The following is a 19,233-nucleotide window of genomic DNA, read 5'->3' on the forward strand; positions in this document are numbered from 1 at the left end:
GGGCCGACCCGGATTCGGCGGGCGTCGAACTGGGCAAGGCTGACGGCATGGACGGGCATCTCATCGTGCTGTTGCCGATCGCCGGCGTGTGGCTGGCCGCGGGTCTCCTCGCCGAGCGGCTGCCCCGGCCGCACCGCGCCCGCGCGCTGCGGCGGCGTACCGGATGGTTGCTCGCCCTGACGGTGACCGGCCTCGGCCTGACGGCGGCCGTGCTCGCCGTCGGGCTGACCAGCGCCGGCACCGGCACGATCGACCGGGCCGCCGCCGGCCTGGCACTGGCCGCCGCCCCCGCGCTGCTGGTGGCGGTCGTCACGGCCCGCCGGGTGCGCCGGCTGTGGGCCGGTGCGGGGGCGTTCGCCGCCGCGCCGGAGACGCCGGCCCCGCACGGGCTGCGGGCCGCCGCGGCGCATCCGCTGATCGGCCTGCCGCTCCAGGCCACCGGCCTGGCCACCGTGCCGGGGGTGCTGTCGGCCAGCGGCCTCGACCTCTTCGCCGGGCCCGGCACCACCGGCGCCGCCGTCACCGTGGCCGCGCTGGGCGTCGCCGCGATCGGGGTACGCCAGGCGCTGCGCCACAGCCGCCTCGCCGAGCGGGCGGTGACCCGGCAGCCCGGGTCAGCGCGAGCGGCCAGCGCCGCCCTGCACGTATAGCAGTTCCAGGATCGCCCGGGTCGCCTCGAACCAGCGGTCCAGCCAGCCGGGCGGCGGCACGCTGCCCTTGGGTGGCAGCTCCAGCAGCAGCCCGCGCAGCAGCGGGTGGTCGACCAGGGAGTCGGTGGCCGACGGGCCGGCCGACCAGCCCGACGGCGGGAACGACGGCTCGGTCAGCGGGTTCGGGTCCAGCGACGGCAGCGACAGCGGCGGGACGGCCTGGTCAAGGGCGGTCGGGCCGTCGTCCCGGCTGCCGATCTCGGAATCGGTGGAGACGACCTCCGTCAGGACGGTGTCCCGGCGGGCCCCGCGGTATTTCCCGCCGAACCGCTCCGGCTTGCCCGGACCGTTGGTGAGGTTCTCTGAACCGATCGTCGTCATCGTCTCGCCTGCCTCGCTCGGGTGCCGATCCGGGTGGCCGTTGCCGTTCCGGTAGCTGGTCCGGGTCGTCGACCAGCGCCGTCCCGACGGGTTCAACGACCCGGGTCGGCGGTGGAAACGCGACGGGCGCGACCCCCGCCCCGGCCACGCTGCCGGAAGGGGTCACGCCCGTCGTGTCTAGGGGTCAGCGATCAGTCCCGGAGGAACGCGCCGTCCCTGGCCCCGGCGACGAAGGCGTGCCAGCCTGCCGGAGCGAAGACCAGGTTGGGACCGCTCTTGTCCTTCGAGTCCCGCACCCCGACCGCCCCGGTCACGTACGCCACCTCCACGCAGTTGTCACAGTTCGGCCCGCTCTTCGAGCTCTTGAACCACGTCGCCCGCGTCAGGTCCCCACGGAACCCCTTGGTCGCCATTTCCACAACGGCTCCTCTGCCAGTTTTGCGATTTGTGCGATGGATTCCTCCGGGCGCATGGCCGCTGCTCGAACATGATCGAAGATGAAGCTGTACTTCTGTAGCTCGTCGCTCTTCTCCAGGAAGAGCCCACCCGTGGCGTTCTCCGCGTACACGACATCCGGATCATTGGCTTCTGGGAAGCTGAGGATGGTGAAGGTGCCGTCCATGCCGGCGTGCGCTCCGACCGAGAACGGCAGGATCTGGAGCGTCACGTTCGGCAGCTCCGCCACCTCCACCAGCCGCTTGAGCTGGCCACGCATCACCGCGTCGCCGCCCACCGGCCGGCTCAGCACCGCCTCATCGAGCACCACCCACAGATCGACCGGATCGTCCTGGGTCAACAACGACTGACGGCCCAGTCGGACACGCACCCGTTGCTGGACCTGTTCGGTGGTGAAGTCCGGCCGGGCGGCGCGGATCATCGCCGAGGCGTACTCCTCGGTCTCCAGCAGGCCCGGGACGACCTGCTGCTCGTACTGCCGGATGGAGCTGGCGGCCGACTCCAGCCCGACGTAGGCCCCGACCAGCACAGTGCTGTAGGGGTGCCACCAGCCCTTCTGCCGGGCCTCCCGGGCGATCTGCACCAGCTCGTCGCTCTCCGCGCCGGACACTCCGTAGATCAGCAGCATGTCGCGGACGTCGCGCGGGGTGGCGGTGGTGTGGCCGGTCTCGATCCTGGAGATCTTCGACGCCGAGCACTCCAGCCGTTCGGCCACCGCCTCGATGGTGATGCGCGCGGCGTCGCGGTGCCGGCGCAGTTCGGCGCCGAGCCGGCGACGGCGGATGGTCGGGCTGCGCCGCTCGCTCACGACGCCCCCCGGCGGCCCACTGGGCCGAATCGCTCGCTGCTCGCCCTCACCCGGTTACCTCCGGTCGGTCGCGCCTGGGGTCGACGCCCGCCGGGGGCGCGACCGTCGGAACGGCGGGCGAGCGTTCGCGGCAGGGGTGATGGTGCCGGTCGTCGACCGGCCGCGACGGGCGGAACCGGCGTCCAGTGTGCCGGTCCGGGGACAGCGGCATCAAGCGTCTATTTCCGCGAGCCGCTCACGTATCGGCAAAAGTCGACATGCAACTTGCATGAAGCACGACACTCATGCAATCTGTCCGTAGGGCTCGAATCACTCACCGTTCCGGTCGGCCGCCGGAAAGGGACGATCCGCCGACGGGTGGGCGTCCGGTCGAGGGATACCAGCCCGGCACCGCACGACAAGATCCGCTCCGGGCGAGGACCCCGCTGCCGCACGTCAGGGTGACTGTGGCGGCGGGCGCGACGACCGGGAGCGGCGGGGTGCTGGTCGGGTGCGGGCACGCCACCAACGCGCCCGACCCGACCAGCATCACCAGCGCCGCCGGTTCACGAGGCACAACCCCGTCACCAGGCGAGACATCCCCCGAAACACCAGCCACCGGCGTGCCCGCCGGCCGATCTCCCCAGGAGAACTCTGTGCTTCCCCGCTCAGGTGACGTGCTGCACGTGACGCGCGCGGCGAGTGTCCAGTTCCTCAAGCCGATCATGTTCCGCGTGATCCGGGTGCTCGACTGGCCCACCTACGACGGTTGGATGTGGCTCGAAGGCTACGAGCTGAACGCGGCGGGGGACGCGGTCAGCCGGCGTTCGATCTACGTGCAGGCCGCAGGCCTGCGCCAGCTTCGGGCCGCCGCCCAACCCCGGCAGCGCACCGTCCCCGTCCGGCAGCGCCGCCCCGTGGTGCGTACCCCCGCCCGGGTCGGCTGACCAGCCGAAACCCGTCCCGGTGGGCGTGCCACCGCCATAGAATCGGTACGCCCACCCCGGCGAACGTCTCCACCCCGCGCGTCCCGGACCCTGAACCTGGGATGGTCATGGTCATACTGCCCGCCGCGCGGCGGCACCACAGGTCCCGTACGATCTACGCCTTCGGGCTGCTGGCGCTCCTCGGCGCCGCCACCACCCTCGGGGTGGTGGTCCGCTACCCGACCCTGTCGGCCACCGAGCTGGCCGCGCCGGTCCCCGCGCCGGAGATCACCGTCGTCGACGAGGAGCCGGAGCCCGACTGGGCCGCCCCGGCGGATCCACCGGCCGTCCCGGGCCCCGTCGGTGCGGGAGCGGACGCGGCGGGCGTGCCGACCGGTCCACCGGCCGGCGCGGGGGCCGGCGCCGGAACGGACCCGGTGGTCGAGGCCGGGCGGGCCGCGGCGGGGCCCACCTCCCAGCGGGACGAGACGAGCCGCTCCCTGTTCTGGTCCGGTCTCCTCGGGCTCGCCATCTCCCTGGCCGGGCTGGGCCTGGTCGGCACCAGACGCCGCATGTGGTGACCGGCGTCGGGCGCGAAGCGCGGTGACCGAACCCCGGTGCCGGGCGTGACGACCGGATCCGCCGTCAGGGGGTCGGGGTCGCCGGGGTCGTCGGGGCCGCCGCGCTGCTCGTCGGTGCCGGTGCCGCCGCGACCACCAGGATGACCTGATCGCCGGCCGGCACCAGCGTCCCCGCCTCCGGGTCGGTCTCCAGCACCGTGCCGGCCGGCCGGTCGGACTCACGGGTCTCGACGCGGTGGTCGACCCCGAGCCGGTCCAGGATCCGCTCGGCCGTCGCCTGGGGCAGCCCCACCAGCGGCGGCATCGGCACCCCGGCCGGGGTCGTGGCCGGCGGCGTCGTCGGGGTGGGGGACGGCCCACCGGTCGTCGCCTCGGTCGTCGGTGCCCCGGTCGTCGCCGGTGCCGAGGTCGGGCCCGCCGACGGCGTCTCCTCGGGACCGGTGCCGTCGCCGGACGACTGGGCCAGCCAGAAGCCGACGCCCAGCAGGCCGAGCAGCAGCAGCGCCACGACACCGAGCAGGATCGGCGTCCACCAGCGCCGGCCGGGCTGCTCCTCGGCGTACCACTCGCCGGTCGGGGGCCCGTACTCCGCCGGTCGGGGCGGCGGCACCCCGGCTCGACCGGACCACACCTGCCCGCCGGCCGGCTTCGGCCGGTCGTCGTCACCGGGCTTCGGCAGCGGCCGGGTCTGGTCACCGGCGTCGTCGGGGGGCGGGTCCTGGCGGTCGTCGCTCATGGCACGTCCTCTCCCACACCGGGCGGGGCGGCTGGCCCTCCCATCCACGCTAACCGCTGTGGGCCAGCGCGGCCGGGACCGGCGCGGCGAGCCGCCGTCACGGGGTGGGCGGCGGCTCCGCGCTCGGCTCGCCGGGCTCCTCGCCGCAGGTCAGAGCCACCTTGTCGTTCCAGTGCGCCGTGCTGTCGGCCGCCGGCGCCTGGGCCGTGACGACGCCGGTCCGGCCCGTCGGATAGCCGGGGTAGAGGCCCTCCTCGACCAGGTCCTCGGCCGCGTCGTCGCAGTCGTCGCCGACCAGGTCGGGGACGCTGACCTCGGGTGCGGGCCCGGCGACGTACAGCGCGACGGTCGTGCCCCGCGACACGGGGGAGCCGACGGGCGGGTCGGCGCGCCGCACGTCCCGCCCCGACTCCACGCCGAAGACCAGCCGCCAGCCCAGCCGCAGGTCCCGCAGCTCGTCCCGCGCGTCCTCGAAGTCCGTGCCCACCACGGGCGGGACGGTCAGCCCGGTGGAGCGGGTGGGCGCGGTGGTCCGGGTCGCCGGAGCGGTCGTCCGGGCCGGCGACGACGGGGCCTCGGAGGGGGGTGCCGTAGCCGAGACGTCGGGCTGCGCGGCCGGGAGGCCGGGCGACGGGTCGTCCTCACCGGCCAGCAGCCAGCCACCGGCCGCGCCGGCCAGCGCGAGGAGCGCGACGGCCAGGCCGCCGCCCAGCAGCTTGGCCGACCGGCCCGAGCCGGTCGCGTCGGCCTCGTCGGGGTACGCCTCCCCCACGGTGTTCCCGTCCGTCACAGCGCCCACCACCTCATCACCGGCGACCGTACCGGGGGCACGCCAGGCACCCCGGCGCGGGTTCCCCGCCACGACTCGCCGGGCCGCCCCAGGGGCGTTACGCTGCCCGGCATGGCCAGACGGGGCTGGGGAGGATCGATCGCCACCGCGATCGGTGTCGCTGCCGGCGCGGGCGCCGCCCAATTGGGCTTCGGCTACGGGCTGGGCATCATCAACTGGTCGGCGTCGGGCGTCGACGCGGGCGAGGCGGCGTGGGTGGCGAGCCTCGCGTGGGCGACCTGGATCTCGGCCACCTCGACGATCGCGGGCGCGGTCTGCGCCCAGCGGCTACGGCGTCCCGTCGCCCGGTCAGCAGACCGGGCCGCGACCGCCCCGGACGGGGTCACGACCGATGCGGAGCCCACCGCCGCTGCCCAGCCGACCGCTACCGCGGAGCCCACTGCCACTGCCACTGCCGAGCCCACTGCCACCGCCGAGCCGGCCGCCCCGGAGCCGGCTCCGGCGCTGGGCACCCCGGCACCGGCCGCCGCTACGGATTCGGCCGCCCCGGCACCGGCCGCCGCCCGCGGGCCGGAGGTGACCGACCCGGGACCCGACGTGGCCGACGCCGTCGACCCGGTCGCCGGGCCGGGGCCGACCGGCCCGCCCCGGCCGGCGGGAGCGCTCGCGCTGGCGCTGGCCGCTGCGGTCGGCGCGCTGGTCACCGTGCTGCTGGTGGCCGTGCCGGCACGGATGGCGGACGTGCCCGGCGTCGCCGCACCGCAGGCCATGGCCGCCGGGTACGCCGGAATCGGCCTGTTCCTCGGGCTGCTCGTGGCGGTCTGGGCGCTGCGCTCGCCCGCTGCGGCGGCCAACGTGATCGCTACCGCCGGCTGGCTCTGGCTTCTCGCCGTGGTCGCCGTGGTGGACGGGGTGCTCGCCGGGCGCGGGCTGACCACCGCCCAGCTCGGGATCTGGCAGCTCAGCGCCGACCGGCCCGACTTCTGGATCCGGGACTGGTTCTACTGGCCCGGCGCGTCGCTGGCGCTCGGCTCGGCGCTGCTGATCGGGGCGCTGGGCGCGCGGCGTGCCGCCCGGTCGGCGGAGCACCGGCTCGGGGCGGCGGCCTCCGGCGGGGCCGGGCCGGTCCTCGTCGCGCTGGCGTACCTGTTGGTCGTGCCCGGCCTGAGCACGCTCGGCCGGGAGCAGGTGTCGGCGCACCTGGTCGCCCCGTACGCCGTGGTGGTGGGTTTCGCCGGCTCGGTGCTGACGGCGGCGCTCGCCCAGCGCTCCGCGACCCGCCGGAGCGCCGGGCGCGACCTCGCGGGGCAGGCGGCCGGGTCCTCGAAGCCGACAACGGGCGGACGCGGCTCCGCCGCGCCGGCCGTGCTGCCCCGGCAGCGCTCCGGTGCCGCCGGGGAGGCCGGTGAGGCCGGGGAGGCGACCGCGACGACCGGCCCCGGGCCGGCCCGGCTGGTCGACACGGAGGCCGACCAGCCGGCGTGATCAACCTTGTGCCGGCGGGGTGGTGGTCCGGCCGCCGGCGAGGTGGTGGGTCGGTCAGTCGACCGGCCAGGTGTGCACCGGTTCGTTCTTCCGCTGCAACTCCGCGTAGCGCTGCACCATGTGGTGCAGGGCCGCGTCGCGTTCCAGGCCCCGGTGGTGCTCGGCCGCCCAGACCGTCTCGGTCTGCCAGACCGCGCCGTTGCGGCCGGTGCGGCAGCGCTGCTCGATGATGCCGAGCAGGCGGTCCCGCTCGGCGGGCGCGACGCCGAAGCGGTCCAGCCCGGTGGCCGCCGTCGGCAGCAGGGTGTCGAGCACCAGCTTGGTCACCGGCACGTCCCCGAGGCGCGGCCAGTGCAGGACGGCGTCCATCCCGCGCCGGGCGGCGGCGTGGAAGTTCTCCTCGGCGGAGCTGAAGGTGAGCTGGCTCCAGATCGGCCGGTCCGCCTCGGCCAGGCCCCGCGCCAGGCCGAAGTAGAAGGCGGCGTTCGCGAGCATGTCGACCACGGTCGGGCCGGCGGGCAGCACCCGGTTCTCCACGCGCAGGTGGGGCCGGCCGTTCATGATGTCGTAGACGGGCCGGTTCCAGCGGTAGACCGTGCCGTTGTGCAGCCGGAGTTCCGCCAGCTCGGGCACGCCCCCGGCGTGCAGGACCTCGACCGGGTCCTCGTCCTCGCAGATCGGCAGCAGCGGCGGGAAGTAGCGGACGTTCTCCTCGAACAGGTCGAAGATCGACGTGATCCAGCGCTCGCCGAACCAGACCCGGGGGCGTACGCCCTGGGCCTTCAGCTCGTCGGGGCGGGTGTCGGTGGCCTGCTGGAACAGGGCGATCCGGGTCTCGGCCCAGAGCTGCCGGCCGTACAGGTAGGGGGAGTTCGCCCCGACGGCCACCTGGACGCCCGCGATGGCCTGGGAGGCGTTCCAGTAGTCGGCGAAGCTGTCCGGGGCGACCTGGAGGTGGAACTGGAGGCTCGTGCAGGCGGCCTCCGGCGCGATGGAGTCGGTGTGCGTCCGGAGCCGCTCGACGCCGCGGATGTCCAGCTCGATGTCCTCGCCCCGGGCACCGACGATCTGGTCGTTGAGCACCCGGTACCGGGCGGCGGTGGAGAGGTTGTCGGCCACCAGGTGCCGCTCGGTCAGTGTGGGCAGGATGCCGACCAGGACGATCCGCGCGTCGGACGACGCCGCCCGCGCGTCGGCCCGGTCCAGGCTGCTGCGCAGGTCACGCTCGTAGTCGGCGAAGCCGGCGCCCTCGATGAGCCGGGGCTCGGCGTTCAGCTCCAGGTTGAACCGCCCCAACTCGGTCTGGAAGAGCGGGTCGGCGATGTCCGCGAGGATCTCGTCGTTGCGCATCGCCGGCTCGGCGGCCGGGTCCATCAGGTTGAGCTCGATCTCCAGCCCGGTCATCGGCCGGTCGGCGTCGAAGCCGAAGTCGTCCAGCATCAACGCGAAGACGTCCAGGCACCTCCGGACCTTCTGCCGGTAGTGGAGCCTGTCCTCTCGGGAGAAGGCGCCCTGCTCGACGTCCCTGCCCATGTGTCCTCCCGGCGCGAGGCGCGGCGGGGCCTGCCGCCCGCAGCGCACATTGTGAACCTTCTACGGTAAAAGCACCCCCCGCGCCGGGCCAGAGGCCGACGCCGGACGGTCACCTCTGCGGCGACCGCGACCGGCCTGGAACGCGCTCCCGACCGCCTCTCTACCCAGGTGGGGGCGCGCGCCACCGCCCCCGCGAAGGGGCCGACCGTGACAATTCGCACGCTCCCGCCGAAGGGACTCCGGCGGAACGGCCGCGGGCCCGCGTCGACTGGTGCGACGCGGGCCCGGGTCTCGTGGAGCGGGGCGGTCAGGCCTGGCGGACGCCCTCGCCCTCGATCTCGATCTTGATCTTCTTGCCGACCAGCACGCCCCCGGTCTCCAGGGCGACGTTCCAGGTGAGGCCGAAGTCCTCGCGGTCGATCTCGGTGCTGGCGGAGAAGCCGAAGATGTCCTGGCCGAACGGGCTGCGGCCCACGCCCTCGAACTCGACCTCCAGCTCCACCGGACGCGTCACGCCCTTGATGGTCAGCTCACCGGTGAGGACGAACTCGTTGCCGTCCCGGGACTTCACGCCCGTGCTGCGGTACTCCAGGGTCGGGAAGGCCTCGGTGTCCAGGAACTCGGGGCTGCGCAGGTGGCCGTCCCGGTCGGCCTGGGCGGTGCTGATGCTGGCGGCCTGGATGGTCGCGGAGACCGAGGACTGCATCGGGTCCTCGGCGATGGTGATGGTGGCGGTCGCGTCGGCGAACTCACCGCGCACCTTGCTGACCATCATGTGCCGGGCGACGAACCCGACCCGCTTGTGGGCGACGTCCAGCAGGTAGGTGCCGGCCGCCGGGATCGTGAGGCCCTCCCACTCGCGGGTAACCGATCCGTTGCTGCTGGTCATGGTGCTGTCCTCCAGGAGAGATTGTTCAGTGGCCCAACGACTGACCGAGCAACTATAGACAGAGCAATATTCCGTGTGTCAAGTATTGCTATGATGAACTCGTGGACCAGAACGTGTTCGACGACCCCCGGATCACCGCCGTCGGTCTCCTCGTCGAGGCGCACGCCGGGCTGTCGGCCCGGTTCGCCGCCCAGTACGAGGAGCACGGGCTCTCTCCGGTCGAGTTCGAGGTGCTCACCCGCCTCGCCCGCTCGCCGGGCAACCAGCTGCGCATGACCGACCTGGCCGCGCAGACCTCGCTCTCCACCAGCGGGGTGACCCGGGTGGTGGACCGGATGGAACGTGACGGCCTGCTCTGCCGCCGGGCCTGCCCGTCCGACCGGCGCAGCTCGTACGCGGTGGTCACCGCCGCCGGGTTGCAGCGGCTGGACCAGACCCTCCCCGGGCACCTGCGGATCATCGAGGAGTGGTTCATCGGCCAGCTGGAGCCGGAGGAGCTGCGCACCCTCCTCCACGGCCTGCGCCGCGTACGCGATGCGGTGCATCCGGGCGCGACCGCCGGCAGCACCGACCCGGTCCCGACGGAAGCCGCCTCCTCCTGACCGCCCGGCGGACGGGCCGGAGGCACCGGCAGAAAGACCGGCAGAACCGCCCACCCGCCGACAACAAACCGGATTAAGCAGACAAGTCACACCGCCGAGGGTGGCTACTGTTCTCCCAGCGGGGGCGCACCGGGGGGTGCCGGCGCGAGCGATGAGCGAGGGGTAAAACCAGGGGGCTTCTTCGCTCGCGCCGCCCCCGCGTCAACATTCCCGGGCACGCCCGGTCGACTCGGGTCGGCCGGGCCGCCGCAGCGGTGCCAGCAGCGCATCCTCCCGGGGCAGCAGGCTGATCCCGCTCTGCCGACAGGCGGCGTCGAGGCGGTCGAGCACGCCCGCGTCCCGGGTGCTCGCCGCGAGCCCGACGAGCGCCTCCACCAGGTCCCGCCGGTCCTGACCGGCGACGGTCCCCTCCGCTGCGGCGGCGAACCACTCGGCCGCCAGCTCACCGTCGGCCCGGTGCAGGGCGATGTTCGCCTCGATGAGCGCGCAGATCCCGTCCTCGAACCGGGCCTCCCCCGGCCGGCCGCGCAGCGGCTCGGCACCGAGCGCCGCGTCACCGGCCGCGCAGGTGCGCAGACCCGCCAGCACCTCGGCCGCCTCGTCGGGACGCCCGTCCTGGGCCAGCGCCAGGCCGATCGTGCCGAGGGCCCGCCGACGGTGCCCCGGGTCGCCGACCTCCACCAGCCCGGCGGCCACCCGGCGACCCTGCTCCACGGCGTCGGCGTACCGGCCCTCCAGCCGGGTGACCTCGGCCAGGTCGGCCCGGGCCAACACGCGCAGCCGCCGCTCGCCGGACTGGGCGGCCAGCCGGTCCATGGCGGCCAGGCGACGCCGCGCCCCGGCCAGGTCGCCCACCCGGACGTCGTGCCAGGCGAGGCTGTGCTGCGCCACGGCCATGTCGCGCAGCCGCCCGTGCCGGGTGGCCAGGACGAGGACGGCGGCGGCCTGGTCGCGCGCCTCGTCGTGCCCCCCGGTCGCGCCCAGCAGCGCGCAGAGCACCGCCCGCGCCTCCAGCTCCCCGGCCACGTCACCGGCCCGGTGCAGGATGGCCCAGGCGTCCCGGGCCGCCGGCAGCTCCTGCTCCGCCGCGCCGTGCTCGACGGCGAGCCGGGCCGCGCCCAGCACCGCCCGGGCGCGCAGCCCCGGATCGGCGGCGGCGGTGCGCGGGTCGGCCAGCAGCCGCCGCAGCCACTGCCGCCCGACGACGTCCCGGCCCCGGAACCGCCACCAGCGGGCCAGCCCGACGGCCAGCCGGAGCGCGGTCGACGGGTCGTCGACGGCGGCGTGGGCCAGCGCGGCGGTGATGTCGGCGGTCGCCTCGTCCAGCCGGCGCACCGCCGAGGTCAGCTGCGGGCCGGCCAGGTCGGGGGCCGTCCGGGCCACCAGCCGCGCGAAGACCTCCGCGTGCCGCCGCCGGACGTCGCACCGTTCCCCGGCGCCGATGGCCTGCTCGGCGGCGAACTCCCGCACCGCGTCGAGCAGCCGGAACCGGAACGGACCGGTCCCCCGGACGCTCAGCAGGCCGAGCTGGAGCAACCGGTCCAGCAGCGGCACCGGGTCGATCGAGACCGTGCCCTCCGGGTCGGCATCGTCGGCCAGCATCTCCTCGGCCAGCTCCACGGACCACCGGTTGCGGAACACGGAGAGCCGACGCAGGGCGGCCCGCTCGTCCGGGGCGAGGAGGCGGTAGCTGGCGGCCACCGCGTCCCGCAGGGTGACCGTCGCCCCACCCCCCGGCGTCCACCCGGGCCCGGGCCGCTGGGCCGGCGAGGTAGCGAGGTCGAGGACGCGGTCGCCGTACCGGTCGAGCAGCTCGTTGAGGTCGAGGATGCGCCCCCGGGCGGCCATCAGCTCGATGGCGAGGGGCAGCCCACCCAGCCGGCGGGCCAGCGCGGCGAGGGCCGGCAGCTCGGCCGGGTCCGGCGGCTCCCGCCGCACCCGGGCCAGCCGCGCCGTGAACAGCGCCACCGCCGGGTAGCCGGCCAGGACGGCCGGCCCGGCCGGGTCCAGCTCGGGCGGCGGCACGTCCAGCGGCGGTACGGGCCAGACGCGCTCGCCGGGCACACCGACCGGGTGCCGCCCGGTGACCAGCACCCGCAGCGTGGGCACCGCCCCCGCGAGCCGGTGCAGCGCCCCGGCCACCGGGTCGGGCGCCCGCTCCACCGCGTCGATCAGCAGCAGCGCCGGACGGGCGGCCAGTCGCACCGCGAGGTCGGACGCGCGGGCCGCGCCGAAGGCCGCCGCCGCGGCGGAGAGCACGTCGGCCGGGTCCGAGCCCTCCCCGACGAGCACCCCGGCGACCTCGCCCGGCGCCCGCCCGGCCACGGCGTGGGCGACCGCCAGGGCCAGCGCCGTCTTGCCCACCCCGGCCAGCCCGACCAGGCTGACCACGGGCGGGCCGTGGTCGGCGGTGAGCAGCTCGACGAGTTCGGCGACGTCCCGCTCCCGGCCGATCAGCTCGACGGGCGGCGGGAGCGCGATCGGCGTACCCCCGGGGTGGGCGGCCGACGGCGGCCCGGCACCGACCGGGTGGGGAACCGACGGCGGCGGGGCGGCGGGTGGTTCGTCGGCTGCGCGGGCAGGGTCGGCCGGGGCCGTCCCGCGGGCGGCGGCGACGAACGCCGCGCGGACGGGCCCGGCGAGGCCGAGGGCACCGGCCAGCAGGTCGATGGTGGTCCGCTGCGGCCGCGCGGACCGGCCCCGCTCCAGGTCGCGGACCGTCCGCACCCCGACCCCGGCGCGGGCGGCCAGCTCGGCCTGGGTGAGGCCGGCGGCGTGCCGGTGCGCGCGCAGCAGGGCGGACAATCCGGTACGACCGTCCGCGCCCGGCGGACGGTCATGATCGGGAGCCATGGGCAGGAAGGGTACGGATCGGGTCTGACTGTCGTCAGCCAACCGTCGCCCTGCCGACGCTGACCGGCACAAATATCCGACAGCGCTGCACGCGGGAGTTTACCGGCGTGAGAAGGGGACCCTTCTCTACCTCAGGCGTTAATAGGGGGCCCTTCCTTTCACAGGCCGAGGTCGCGGGCGATGATCATGCGCTGGACCTCGCTGGTGCCCTCGCCGATCTCCAGGATCTTCGAGTCGCGCCAGAACCGGGCCACCGGGTACTCGTTCATGAAGCCGTAGCCGCCGTGGATCTGGGTCGCCTCGCGGGCGTTGTCCACGGCGACCGTGCTGGCGTGCAGCTTGGCGATCGCCGCCTGCCGCTTGAACGGCTCGCCGGCCAGCATCCGGGCAGCGGCGTCGTAGTAGGCCAGGCGGGCGGTGTGCGCCTTCAGCTCCATGTCGGCGATCTTGAACTGGATGGCCTGGTAGTTGCCGATCGGCTGGCCGAACGCCTGGCGCTGGCTCGCATACTTGATCGACTCGTCGACGCAGCCCTGGGCGAGGCCGACAGCCAGGGCGGCGATGGCGATGCGACCCTCGTCGAGGATGCGCAGGAACTGGGCGAAGCCCCGGCCCCGCTCGCCGAGCAGGTTGGCCGCCGGCACCCGGCAGTCGTCGAAGGTCAGCTCGTGGGTGTCCGAGGCGGTCCAGCCGACCTTCGAGTAGCCCGGCGCGACCGTGAACCCGGGGGTGCCCGACGGGACGATGATCGTGGACAGCTCCTTCGACCCGTCCGGCCGGGTGCCCGTGACGGCGGTGACCGTCACGAGGGCGGTGATGTCGGTGCCCGAGTTGGTGATGAACGCCTTCGAGCCGTTGATCACCCACTCGTCGGTGGACTCGTCGAGGACGGCCCGGGTCTGGGTGCCGCCGGCGTCCGACCCGGTGCCGGGCTCGGTGAGGCCGAAGCCGGCCAGGGCCTCGCCGCTGAGCAGCCTCGGCAGCCACCGCTCCCGCTGCTCGGCCGTGCCGAAGCGGAAGATCGGCATCGCGCCGAGGGAGACGGCCGCCTCCAGGGTGATCGCCACGCTGGAGTCGACCCGCGCCAGCTCCTCCAGGGCGAGGCAGAGCGCGAAGTAGTCGCCGCCCATGCCGCCGTGCTCCTCGGGGAAGGGCAGGCCGAACAGGCCCATCTTGCCCATCTGCCGGATCACCTCGTACGGGAAGGTGTGCCTCTCGTAGTGCTCGGCGATGACCGGGGCGACCACCTCGCGGGCGAAGTCCCGCACGCTGGACCGCAGCGCCTCTTGCTCCTCGGTGAGCCGGAAGTCCATCGGTTCCTCCTGTACGCAGTCCTCCGTCGGACGCTCGTGACGCCGACGGGGTGGGTGGTCCTGGGTAGCGGTGGTGGCCGTCGGTGGTGGCCGTCGCTGTGCTGGTGGGGGCGTCGCGGTGGTGGCCCGGGGGTCGCGGTGGTGGTGCCGGCCCCGGCGCGGCGGGTCAGACCGGGGTGACGCCGTGCCGGCGGCGGGAGAAGTGCCGGTCCTTCGTGCGGGCGGCGGCGTATCGGCGGACCAGCTCGGCGCGCAGGTCGTGCGGCTCGACGATCGTGTCGACCACCAGCTCGCTGGCCAGGCGGACGACGTCGATGTCGCGCTCGTACTCGGCGCGCTTGGCGGCGACGAAGGCGGCCCGTTCCGCCTCGTCGGCGATGGCCGCGATCTTGTTGGCGTAGACGGCGTTGACGGCGGCCTCCGCACCCATCACCGCGATCTTCGCGGTGGGCAGGGCGATCGTCGCGTCGGGCTCGAAGCCGGGGCCGGCCATCGCGTAGAGGCCCGCGCCGTACGCCTTGCGGACCACCACGCAGATCTTCGGCACCGTCGCCTCGGAGATCGCCGTGATCATCTTGGCCCCGTGCCGGATGATGCCCTGCTTCTCCACCGCGCTGCCCACCATGAACCCGGGCACGTCGGACAGGAACAGCAGCGGCACGTTGAACGCGTCGCAGAGCTGCACGAACCGGGTCGCCTTGTCGGCCGAGTCGACGAAGAGCACGCCGCCCTTGAACATCGAGTTGTTGCCGACGACGCCGACGACCTCGCCGTCGAGCCGGCCGAAGCCGATGGTCAGCTCCCTGGCCCAGAGCGCCTGGATCTCGAAGAAGCTGCCGTCGTCGAGCAGGCCCTTGACGTACCGGCGCATGTCGAACGCCTGCCGCTCGCTGGCCGGCACCAGCGCGGCCAGGTCGGCCTTGGCCGGCGCGGGCGTCGCCTCGGCGGCCGGCGGCGGCTGGGTCCAGTTGGCCGGCAGGTAGGACAGGTAGCGGCGGACCACGTCGAGCGCCTCGGCCTCGGTCTTGCAGAGGAAGTGCCCGACGCCGGACTCGGCGCAGTGCACCCGCGCCCCGCCCATCGCCTCCAGGGTGGTCTTCTCGCCGGTCACCATCTCGACCATCCGGTCGGAGCCGAGATACATGCTGGCGTTGCCGTCGACCATCGCCACCACGTCGCAGAACGCCGGGATGTAGGCCCCGCCGGCCGCGCTCGGCCCGAACAGGGCGCACACCTGCGGGATCGAGCCGGAGGCGCGGACCTGGTTCCAGAAGATCTTCCCGGCACCGCGCCGGCCGGGGAACAGGTCGACCTGGTCGGTGATCCGCGCGCCGGCCGAGTCGACCAGGTAGACCATCGGCACGCCGGTCGAGTAGGCCCGCTCGATGATCCGGATGATCTTTTCGACGGTACGCGCGCCCCAGCTGCCCGCCTTGACCGTGGAGTCGTTGGCCATCAGGCAGACCGGCCGGCCGTCGATGGTGGCGGTGCCGGTGACGACGCCGTCGGCGGGCAGGCCCTCGGCCAGGGCGTTGGCGTAGAGGCCGTCCTCGACGAACGAGCCCTCGTCGACCAGGAGCGCCACCCGTTCGCGGGCGAAGAGCTTGCCCTTGGCCGCGTTGGCCGCGTGGTATTTGTCCGCACCGCCGGCCCGGGCGCGCTTGCGCAGCTGCTCCAGTGCCTCACCGTCGAGCGTCACGCCGACTCCCCATTGCCGCCACCGTGCCGGCCGCCGCACGGGCACGCCGACCACCCTGAACGATCGTTAGGGTATCCCACTCGCCACCCGATCGGCGACCCCGGGGCGGACCGAACGCCCGACGCGCCACGCATCGAGTGATCGTGATCAACATATTGAAATGTGTAGATGGTTCTCGTTAGGCTCCCGACACCCCCTCCCGGATTGGAGTCAGCGATGGCCTCACGAATCAGCCGGACCCTGGTCGCGATGGTCGCCACGGCCGGTGCGACCCTCGGCGTCACCCTCGCCAACCCGTCGCCCGCGTCCGCTGCCATGACCATCTGCTACAACACCAGCCAGGCCCCGAGCTACGCCAGCATCGCCAACCAGGCCGCCACGATCTGGAACAACGCCACGTCGAACCTGACGCTCACGGCGAACTGCGGCACCAACCTCCGGATCTACCAGATCACCGGCGGCGGCTCGTACGCCGTGCGGACCAGCCTCGGCAACGGGCGGGTCTACATCGACACCCAGCAGGCCGCCCAGTACAGCCCCCTGCGGATCATGACCCACGAGATCGGGCACATCCTCGGCCTGCCCGACAACTACAACGGCGACTGCGCGCTCCTGATGTCCGGCGGCAGCGCCGGCACGGGCTGCACCAACCCGTACCCGAGCACCGCCGAGGCGAACCGGGTCACCAACCTGTTCGCCGGCACGCTCAGCGCCACCGAGCGGGGCACGGACAGCAGCGGGGCGGCCGTCTTCCGCGACAGCTGGCCCGCCGCGCTCGCCCCGGTGAGCTGACCGAGCGGGAACACCGGAGGGGCCGGCACACCGCCGGCCCCTCCGCCGCGTCCAGCAGGCCCTGCCGCCTCTTGGCCCGTCGCGCCCGGCCCTGTCGCCTCTTGGCCCGTCGCGCCCGGCCCGGCAGGGCCGCGTCTCCCGGTCGGTCAGGCCGGCAGGGGCGTCAGCCGGGTGCGCGGGCCCGCCCGCAGGACGCCGGAGGGGAGCTTCTTGCCGAGCAGCTCCTCGGCCAGCTCCGCCACCTCGACGAGGGCCGCCAGGTCGATGCCGGTGTCGATGCCCATGTCGTGCAGCATGTGTACCGCCTCCTCGGTGGCCAGGTTGCCGCTGGCCCCCGGCGCGTACGGGCAGCCGCCGAGGCCGCCGACGCTGGCGTCGAACTCGGTCACCCCCAGCTCCAGAGCCGTCAGCAGGTTGGCCAGCGCCGTGCCCCGGGTGTTGTGGAAGTGCAGCAGCACGGGGACGTGCGCGTTGCGGTCGCGTACCGCGCTGATCAGCTCGCGGACCCGGCGCGGCGTGCCCATGCCCGTGGTGTCACCGAACGCGACCCGGTCCGCGCCGTCGCGGACCACGCGGTCGACGATGCCGGCGACCCGCGCCGGGTCGACGTCCCCCTCGTACGGGCAGCCGAAGCTGGTCGCCACGATCACCTCGGCGGTTGCCCCGGCACCGTGCAGCAGGTCGATCAGCTCGGCGATGTCGTCGAGCGACTCGGCGGTGGACCGGTTGACGTTGCGCCGATTGTGCGTGTCGCTGGCCGAGACCACCACCTCGATCTCGGTGAACCCGGCCGCCAGGGCCCGCTGCGCGCCCCGGGTGTTCGGCACCAGCGCCGAGTAGCGCACCCCGTCGACCTTCGCCGCCCGACGCCACACCTCGTCCGCGTCGGCCATCTGCGGGATCGCCTTGGGGTGCACGAACGACACCGCCTCGATGCGGTGCACGCCGGTGCCGGAGAGCGCGTCGATCAACCGCACCTTGGCCTCGGTCGGGATGGGCTCCTCGTTCTGGAGTCCGTCGCGCGGCCCGACCTCCCGGATCGAGACCGCCGCTGGCATCTGGCTCATGGTCACCTCGCTGTGACGTCGGGCCGCCGGGGGTGCCGCACGCGCCACCGCCCCTCGTGAGGGCGGCCGACGGGACGACGCCGGACGACCAATGGTCCCTCCAGACAACCAGACCCCCGAGCCCCGCCGCCAGGCCGACCCGCCCCCCTGCCGCCTGGGCGGCCTGCGAAGTTGACCAAGAGGTTTGCGTCACCGGGCATGCCGGATCCTGACGCAAACCTCTTGATCACCGAGGCGAAATGGGGGTCAGCGCATGCGGGAGACGATGCCCGTGTCGTAGTCGCCGGAGAGGAACTCCTCGTTCTCCAACAGCTCGGCGAAGAACGGCAGGTTGCACTTGGGGCCGGCCACCTCGAAGGCGGCGACCGCCGCGCGGGCCCGCCCGATCGCCTCCGCCCGGTCCCGGCCGTTGACGATCAGCTTGGCCAGCAGGCTGTCGTAGAACGGGGTGACCGTGTTGCCGTCGACGTAGCCGGAGTCGACCCGCACGCCCTCGCCGGCCGGCTCGCGCCATGTCGTGATCACGCCGGGGCCGGGCAGGAAGCGCTTCGGGTCCTCGGCGTTGATCCGCAGCTCGATGGCGTGGCCGCGCGGGGCGAGCGCGTCCGGGTCGAACGTCGGCGCGAGGCCGGCGGCCACCCGGAGCTGCTCCTCCACCAGGTCGACGCCGTAGACCAGCTCGGTGACGGGGTGCTCGACCTGGAGCCGGGTGTTCATCTCCAGGAAGAAGAACTCCTGCGTGGCGGGGTCGAAGAGGCACTCCACCGTGCCCGCGTTGCGGTAGCCGACCGCCTCGCCGGCCCGCACGGCGGCGGCCAGGAGGCGCGCGCGCAGCTCCGGCGAGACCGCCGGGGACGGGGACTCCTCGACGAGCTTCTGGTTGCGCCGCTGCACCGAGCACTCCCGCTCGCCGAGCGCCACCACCCGGCCGTCGGCCAGGCCGAGGATCTGCACCTCGACGTGACGCACCCGGGGGAAGTACCGCTCGATCAGCACCGACCCGTCGCCGAACATCCGCTCGGCGAACGCGCGCACCTTGTCGTACTCGGTGCGCAGCGCCGCCTCGTCGGCGGCCACGCCCATGCCCATGCCGCCGCCGCCCGCCGCGGCCTTGACCATCACCGGGTAGCCGATCTCCGCGGCGGCGGCGACCGCCGCGTCCAGGTCGGCGGCCGGTTCGGTGGTGCCGGGCGCGACCGGCACGCCGGCCGCCGCCATCAGGTTCCGGGCGTTGATCTTGTCGCCCATCGCGGAGATCGCGTCCGCGCCGGGTCCGACCCAGATCAGCCCACTGCTCTCGACGGTACGGGCGAAGTCGGCGTTCTCCGACAGGAAGCCGTAACCGGGGTGGATCGCCTGCGCGCCGGTCGACTTGGCGGCGGCGAGGATGGCCTCGACGTTGCGGTAGCTCTGGGCCGGGTTCGCCGGTCCCACGCAGACGGCCTCGTCGGCCTCGGTCACGAACGGCAGGCCGGCGTCGGCCTCCGAGTGGACAGCGATCGCGCGGATTCCGAGCCGGTTCGCGGTTCGGATGATCCGACGGGCGATCTCGCCGCGGTTGGCTACCAGCAGCGATTCGATCATGTTCTCCTCCAGCGTCCAGGGGTGGGGACGATGCCAGGGAACCATGGGTGACGGGCCGGCCACGAGTCAAGCGCGTGGCGGCGGGGCGGATTCAGCGGCTCGTGTCGAG

General features: G+C 74.2%; 18 protein-coding genes. 6 read left to right on the forward strand and 12 right to left on the reverse strand.

Translation table 11 applies throughout. The annotated features are described in order from the left end of the window. The first annotated feature begins 47 nt into the window (after window positions 1-47). Window positions 48-650, forward strand: a complete 603-nt coding sequence (locus LPA42_RS13355; RefSeq protein WP_077935412.1) for a hypothetical protein — start codon at window positions 48-50, stop codon at window positions 648-650. Here the strand turns inward: LPA42_RS13355 and LPA42_RS13360 are convergent. The 3 genes from LPA42_RS13360 to LPA42_RS13370 form a co-directional block, all read right to left on the reverse strand. Continuing rightward, window positions 615-1,031: a hypothetical protein gene (locus tag LPA42_RS13360; protein ID WP_077935414.1), complete on the reverse strand. Its 417-nt coding sequence runs from the start codon at window positions 1,029-1,031 to the stop codon at window positions 615-617. The two genes, LPA42_RS13355 and LPA42_RS13360, sit on opposite strands and share 36 nt — an antisense overlap. A gap of 191 nt (window positions 1,032-1,222) precedes the next feature. Beyond that, the gene (locus LPA42_RS13365; protein WP_043961068.1) at window positions 1,223-1,444 is read right to left on the reverse strand and encodes a DUF397 domain-containing protein; all 222 of its coding nucleotides are present in this window, start codon (window positions 1,442-1,444) and stop codon (window positions 1,223-1,225) included. Beyond that, window positions 1,414-2,295 (reverse strand): helix-turn-helix transcriptional regulator, encoded by an 882-nt coding sequence (locus LPA42_RS13370; protein ID WP_077935411.1) that lies wholly within the window; start codon window positions 2,293-2,295, stop codon window positions 1,414-1,416. The genes LPA42_RS13365 and LPA42_RS13370 overlap by 31 nt, the downstream gene beginning before the upstream one ends. A gap of 635 nt (window positions 2,296-2,930) precedes the next feature. On the opposite strand from LPA42_RS13370, the gene LPA42_RS13375 reads away from it, so the two are divergent. Then, entirely contained in the window at window positions 2,931-3,221 is a 291-nt protein-coding gene (locus LPA42_RS13375) for a hypothetical protein (protein WP_043961066.1), read from the forward strand. A 101-nt stretch (window positions 3,222-3,322) separates the two neighbouring features. Continuing rightward, the gene (locus LPA42_RS13380) at window positions 3,323-3,781 is read left to right on the forward strand and encodes a hypothetical protein (RefSeq protein WP_077935410.1); all 459 of its coding nucleotides are present in this window, start codon (window positions 3,323-3,325) and stop codon (window positions 3,779-3,781) included. A gap of 64 nt (window positions 3,782-3,845) precedes the next feature. Here the strand turns inward: LPA42_RS13380 and LPA42_RS13385 are convergent, their stop codons facing one another. Both LPA42_RS13385 and LPA42_RS13390 read right to left on the reverse strand, forming a co-directional pair. Next, a complete protein-coding gene (locus LPA42_RS13385; protein ID WP_077935409.1) occupies window positions 3,846-4,517 on the reverse strand; it encodes a PASTA domain-containing protein in 672 nt (223 codons plus the stop codon). Window positions 4,518-4,614: 97 nt separating this feature from the next. Further along, a complete protein-coding gene (locus LPA42_RS13390; protein WP_096761546.1) occupies window positions 4,615-5,307 on the reverse strand; it encodes a PASTA domain-containing protein in 693 nt (230 codons plus the stop codon). A gap of 111 nt (window positions 5,308-5,418) precedes the next feature. Between LPA42_RS13390 and LPA42_RS13395 the strand changes: the two genes are divergently transcribed. Further along, the gene (locus LPA42_RS13395; RefSeq protein WP_144082500.1) at window positions 5,419-6,792 is read left to right on the forward strand and encodes a hypothetical protein; all 1,374 of its coding nucleotides are present in this window, start codon (window positions 5,419-5,421) and stop codon (window positions 6,790-6,792) included. 54 nt (window positions 6,793-6,846) lie between these two features. Here LPA42_RS13395 and LPA42_RS13400 read toward each other — a convergent pair whose 3' ends face one another. After that, a complete protein-coding gene (locus LPA42_RS13400; protein ID WP_077935406.1) occupies window positions 6,847-8,325 on the reverse strand; it encodes a glutamate--cysteine ligase in 1,479 nt (492 codons plus the stop codon). 307 nt (window positions 8,326-8,632) lie between these two features. After that, window positions 8,633-9,214, reverse strand: a complete 582-nt coding sequence (locus LPA42_RS13405) for a YceI family protein (RefSeq protein ID WP_077935405.1) — start codon at window positions 9,212-9,214, stop codon at window positions 8,633-8,635. A 101-nt stretch (window positions 9,215-9,315) separates the two neighbouring features. On the opposite strand from LPA42_RS13405, the gene LPA42_RS13410 reads away from it, so the two are divergent. Beyond that, entirely contained in the window at window positions 9,316-9,816 is a 501-nt protein-coding gene (locus LPA42_RS13410; RefSeq protein WP_077935404.1) for a MarR family winged helix-turn-helix transcriptional regulator, read from the forward strand. Between the two features lie 201 nt (window positions 9,817-10,017). Here the strand turns inward: LPA42_RS13410 and LPA42_RS13415 are convergent, their stop codons facing one another. The 3 genes from LPA42_RS13415 to LPA42_RS13425 all read right to left on the reverse strand — a co-directional run bounded on the left by LPA42_RS13415 (window position 10,018) and on the right by LPA42_RS13425 (window position 15,681). Further along, on the reverse strand, window positions 10,018-12,669 hold the full coding sequence (locus LPA42_RS13415) for a helix-turn-helix domain-containing protein (RefSeq protein ID WP_077935403.1): 2,652 nt from the start codon (window positions 12,667-12,669) through the stop codon (window positions 10,018-10,020). A 158-nt stretch (window positions 12,670-12,827) separates the two neighbouring features. After that, window positions 12,828-13,982 (reverse strand): acyl-CoA dehydrogenase family protein, encoded by a 1,155-nt coding sequence (locus LPA42_RS13420; protein ID WP_077935402.1) that lies wholly within the window; start codon window positions 13,980-13,982, stop codon window positions 12,828-12,830. 166 nt (window positions 13,983-14,148) lie between these two features. Further along, a complete protein-coding gene (locus tag LPA42_RS13425) occupies window positions 14,149-15,681 on the reverse strand; it encodes an acyl-CoA carboxylase subunit beta (RefSeq protein ID WP_077935401.1) in 1,533 nt (510 codons plus the stop codon). A 216-nt stretch (window positions 15,682-15,897) separates the two neighbouring features. On the opposite strand from LPA42_RS13425, the gene LPA42_RS13430 reads away from it, so the two are divergent. Beyond that, window positions 15,898-16,473 (forward strand): snapalysin family zinc-dependent metalloprotease, encoded by a 576-nt coding sequence (locus tag LPA42_RS13430; RefSeq protein WP_077935400.1) that lies wholly within the window; start codon window positions 15,898-15,900, stop codon window positions 16,471-16,473. Window positions 16,474-16,619: 146 nt separating this feature from the next. On the opposite strand, the gene LPA42_RS13435 is transcribed toward LPA42_RS13430, so the two are convergent. After that, window positions 16,620-17,531, reverse strand: a complete 912-nt coding sequence (locus LPA42_RS13435) for a hydroxymethylglutaryl-CoA lyase (RefSeq protein WP_198956398.1) — start codon at window positions 17,529-17,531, stop codon at window positions 16,620-16,622. A gap of 255 nt (window positions 17,532-17,786) precedes the next feature. After that, complete coding sequence (locus LPA42_RS13440; protein ID WP_077935394.1) at window positions 17,787-19,124, reverse strand: acetyl/propionyl/methylcrotonyl-CoA carboxylase subunit alpha; 1,338 nt, start codon at window positions 19,122-19,124, stop codon at window positions 17,787-17,789. Between the last annotated feature and the right edge of the window lie 109 nt (window positions 19,125-19,233).

The sequence above is a fragment of the Micromonospora sp. DH13 genome (assembly GCF_020873825.1).
Lineage (GTDB): Bacteria > Actinomycetota > Actinomycetes > Mycobacteriales > Micromonosporaceae > Micromonospora > Micromonospora haikouensis.